The 3,743-nt window shown below is 37.4% G+C and carries 5 protein-coding genes and 1 pseudogene; 5 read left to right on the top strand and 1 reads right to left on the bottom strand.

Features of this window, described 5'->3' with window-relative positions:
• Nucleotides 1-340: 340 nt before the first annotated feature.
• A pseudogene (locus B4O97_RS18970) lies at nucleotides 341-1,296 on the bottom strand (IS30 family transposase).
• Between the two features lie 395 nt (nucleotides 1,297-1,691).
• Here B4O97_RS18970 and B4O97_RS18975 point away from each other — a divergent pair.
• From B4O97_RS18975 to B4O97_RS18995, 5 genes are all read left to right on the top strand, one after another.
• Nucleotides 1,692-1,970 (top strand): antitoxin, encoded by a 279-nt coding sequence (locus tag B4O97_RS18975; protein WP_083053095.1) that lies wholly within the window; start codon nucleotides 1,692-1,694, stop codon nucleotides 1,968-1,970.
• Nucleotides 1,954-2,352, top strand: coding sequence for a type II toxin-antitoxin system VapC family toxin (locus tag B4O97_RS18980; protein ID WP_083053096.1), 399 nt, complete (start codon nucleotides 1,954-1,956; stop codon nucleotides 2,350-2,352). Before B4O97_RS18975 ends, B4O97_RS18980 begins: the two co-directional genes overlap by 17 nt.
• 131 nt (nucleotides 2,353-2,483) lie before the next feature.
• Entirely contained in the window at nucleotides 2,484-3,017 is a 534-nt protein-coding gene (locus tag B4O97_RS18985) for an HXXEE domain-containing protein (RefSeq protein ID WP_083053097.1), read from the top strand.
• Nucleotides 3,018-3,189: 172 nt separating this feature from the next.
• Nucleotides 3,190-3,405 (top strand): hypothetical protein, encoded by a 216-nt coding sequence (locus tag B4O97_RS19265; RefSeq protein WP_096348912.1) that lies wholly within the window; start codon nucleotides 3,190-3,192, stop codon nucleotides 3,403-3,405.
• Entirely contained in the window at nucleotides 3,384-3,701 is a 318-nt protein-coding gene (locus B4O97_RS18995) for an MBL fold metallo-hydrolase (RefSeq protein ID WP_083053098.1), read from the top strand. The genes B4O97_RS19265 and B4O97_RS18995 overlap by 22 nt, the downstream gene beginning before the upstream one ends.
• Nucleotides 3,702-3,743 lie beyond the last annotated feature (42 nt).

The raw sequence follows: 3,743 nt of genomic DNA on the forward strand, positions 1-3,743 counted from the left end.
GGTAGCAGCACAAACGCATGCCAACTTAACGCCACGCAGCTCAATTGGATGTTATACAGACACTTTTTTGGGGCTTCGAAGAGGGGAAGGAAAAGGGAATTCCATAGCGAAGGTTGATCGTAGTAACACTGAGGCCGAACGCTGGCCAGCGCCTGGCTGCGCGCCGCGCGAAGGCCTGCACGCAACCCAACGCAATTAATGGCCACGCTACGGCCAAACGCACTTTTCCTTTGAGACTATTTTTCAGTGTTCGATGGAAATTCTCCTCATGGTTCGAAAAATGGTTCTTCTGCCTGGGGGATCAGCGCAGCCTGAATTCAAGGTTGAAGTGCAACCTTTGTTAAGCTGCATTGAAGACCTCCTCTGGAGTTTTAAACCCGAGTCGTTTTCTTGGACGGGTGTTTAATCGTTTAGCTATCCAATCGCATTTATATTGGGTTAGATTTTTCATTGATGTTTTCTTCGGGATATATTGTCTGATAAGGCCATTTCATTTTCATTTGAGCCACGTTCCCACGAATGATATGGGGTAGCGAAGTAGCAAATGACCGGAAATACTTCTTCGATTTTTTTGTATCCATGGAATTCAACGCCATTATCAAAAGTTATAGTTTTGAATAATTTATGATGTGTTCTTATCGCCCTGATAGCAGCAGCTGTAACTTCTTTGACCGTACGAGAACGAAGTTTTTTAATTATAACGAAGCCTGATTTACGCTCGACAAGTGTCAAAATACAGTGATATCTATCTTTACCAATAACAGTATCACCTTCCCAATGCCCAAGCTCTTCACGAGTCTCTACAGCAGCCGGACGTGTAGAAATATGCCGTTTGCCAGGCAAAATGCCTCTGAAATCTCGTGAACCGTATCTTTTGCGAACTCTTTTTGTGATAATTCGCAGGTGCTTATATAAAAGGCCGCCATGTTTCTTATCCCATAGGAGATATTGATAGATTGTCTCATGACTCATAGTAAAAGTATGAAATCGTTTTAAGTGGTCAACAATCTGTTCTGGGCTCCAATCTCTTCGGAGATGACGAAAGACGACCTTCCATTGATCATCAGAAAAATGTGATCTACGTCTTTCACGTTTACGACGAGCAGTTGCGTAGCGGTGAGCTACTTCGGCACGGTAGCCATCATCATGATTTGAACGGTTTCTCCGAAGTTCTCTGCTGATAGTGCTCTTTGAGCGTTTCAATTGTCGTGCTATCTCAGCTAACGAGTTATTCCTTTTCAAAAGAAAAGTAATAGTGTATCGTTCTTCTTGAGAGAGTTGATGATATTTACCCATAATACAGTCCTTTATCTTGGCGGATCAGGAACTGTATGAGTATCTCAGCTCTCTCATTATTAGGGAATATCGTTGCACTTACTTTTTGAATCTGCGGAATATAACCTGCAGTTGGAGCAGACAAACCTACTGTCACAATTTGTGCAGGATCGCAGAAATGGGGAACAATAGTTTCCGATTGTTCTATCGAATAAGCGAAGTTATACTGTTTATGATTGAGGCACAAACTGCGCCAGCTTAACGGTTTGCAGCTCAACTGGATGTTATGTAGAACCAAAAAAAGTATCACGCTCTATGTGTTAGAGTTATTAGAGATAATGAAAAAATGATTTAATTGTGCATGAAATGATATTATTACTTCATGAAGTGTGCTATATTAGTACTTGGAGGCAGTTATGGCTAATCTTCAAGTGAAAGACATAGACGAAAAACTATATGATACACTTAGACGTCTGGCATCAAATGATAGGCGATCTATAAGCCAGGAAGTCGTGTATATTTTGCAGAAATATCTATCTAAACCCCATAGCTTTGAAAGAAATCCAACCGATGAATTTCTTAAATTATCTGGTAGTTGGGAAGATGATCGGTCAGAAGATGAAATAGTTTCAGAGATATATTCCAACAGACGTAATTCTACTCGTTTTGGAAGCGATGATGAGTTATTTGATTGATACGGACATTCTCATTTACAGCATAAAAGGGAATGAAAAAGTAAATGAGAAATTTCAAATACAGAAAAATGAACCGAAATCTCTCTCGGTAATAACGTATGGAGAATTGGTATTCGGTGCAAAGAAATCATCAAAAATTGAAAAAAACCTGGCGCGAGTAAGAAGAATATCTGAGTTATTTCCAATAATAGATGTTACCCCGGCAATAATGGAAACGTACGGAGAATATAAAGCTCTATTGTCAAAAACGGGAATAGTAATTGATGATATGAATTTATTGATTGCATCAACCGCAATAACTCATAATTTAATCTTGGTAACGAATAATGTTCGTCATTTTAGAAGAATAAAAGAGTTGGAAATAGATAATTGGTCAACATAACCAGCAATTGGATCAGATGTGGCTAGTGTCATGGTTTGTGCCCCGGGCGGGAACGGGAACAAAAGTTTTCAGTTGTTCTGGGGAATAATCAGCGTTGCTGAGTTATATTCAATAAATAACCGGATAGAAAAATGAGTAATATTTTTGGATTTAATAATATTTTTAATTACATTTGGCTGATACCAATTGTATTTAGTATTCATGAACTAGAGGAATGGAATATTCTAAAATGGTATAAAAGATATTATAAGAATATTCCAGAATCAACCAACACAAGTATTAGAATACATATTATAACGTTTTGCGTATTGTCTTTTATATTAACAACAATTGCATTTTTGATGAGGAATACTTTTGTTCTTAGTTTGATTGTAGCGTTTGTGTCTGCGTTCATTTATTTTAATGTGATTCAACATATTATTTGGACAGTGCAGTTAAAAGCGTATTCTGTTGGTTTATTAACTGGGATTGTAAGTATAATAATCGTAGCCTATGTGAATTACTCTTTTATAGTGAATAACTTAATAAATTCTGTTTTTTATATAATTTTCATTCTTACAGTTATCCCAATTATAAAAACCTTTAAAGTAAATGGTGAAATGTCTCCGGAAATAAAAAAAGTTCATGAATTTTTTATAAGAATTGAAAAGCAAATAAGAAAATAAGTTATTGAATCAATCAAATTAGTAATTTTAGAGCAAAAAACTAATATTATTTTGAAGATGATATATTAATCCATGCATATAACATGTGCCTGCAAGCTGTCGTGGTTATCTGTCACTATGCTGAGCCCAGATTTCCAAACAGTAATTTCTAAGAACTAAGGTGGAATCTCCGATGTATGATACCATATACAAGGAGATTGAAGTGAGACAAAAGTTCGATGAAGAGTTCAATGCCAAGGTAGCCCTTGAAGCCCTAAAGGAAGAAAAAACGCTGCAGGAACTGGCTCAGCATACGTTCGAAATGTATCAACATTTCGGGTTTAAGGTGATGGGAAAACTATTCCATCCGGTAATAAAGATCCCGCAATGGGATCTGTTGAGGGAATAATAGTGGATAATAAAGACAGTATTCGACAGCTTGGCAATCATACCTGGGTTCTGGAAGGTCCCACCAATGTGGGATTCATTGAGAATAATAATGACATTTATCTCATTGACAGCGGTAACGATAAGGAAGCAGGCAGAAGAATCAGCAAAGTAGTACAGGAACAGAACTGGAATCTGAAGGCTATTATAAATACACATTCGAATGCTGACCATATTGGCGGGAACGACTACCTTCAGAGAAAATATTCATGTGACGTTTATGCCCCTGGCATTGAAAATGTATTTAGGGTCTCCTGAAAAATAGATAAATTCCCATAGAGCGGGGAAATATGTTAGGAT

Origin of the sequence: Marispirochaeta aestuarii, from assembly GCF_002087085.1 — a bacterium.
Classification (GTDB): domain Bacteria; phylum Spirochaetota; class Spirochaetia; order JC444; family Marispirochaetaceae; genus Marispirochaeta; species Marispirochaeta aestuarii.

Excerpts from the sequence above, each read along its gene's own strand:
- B4O97_RS18985 (WP_083053097.1), top strand. The coding sequence starts at position 2,484 with ATGAGTAATATTTTTGGATTTAATAATATTTTTAATTACATTTGGCTG.
- B4O97_RS18995 (WP_083053098.1), top strand. The coding sequence starts at position 3,384 with ATGGGATCTGTTGAGGGAATAATAGTGGATAATAAAGACAGTATTCGA.
- B4O97_RS19265 (WP_096348912.1), top strand. The coding sequence starts at position 3,190 with ATGTATGATACCATATACAAGGAGATTGAAGTGAGACAAAAGTTCGAT.
- B4O97_RS18980 (WP_083053096.1), top strand. The coding sequence starts at position 1,954 with ATGAGTTATTTGATTGATACGGACATTCTCATTTACAGCATAAAAGGG.
- B4O97_RS18975 (WP_083053095.1), top strand. The coding sequence starts at position 1,692 with ATGGCTAATCTTCAAGTGAAAGACATAGACGAAAAACTATATGATACA.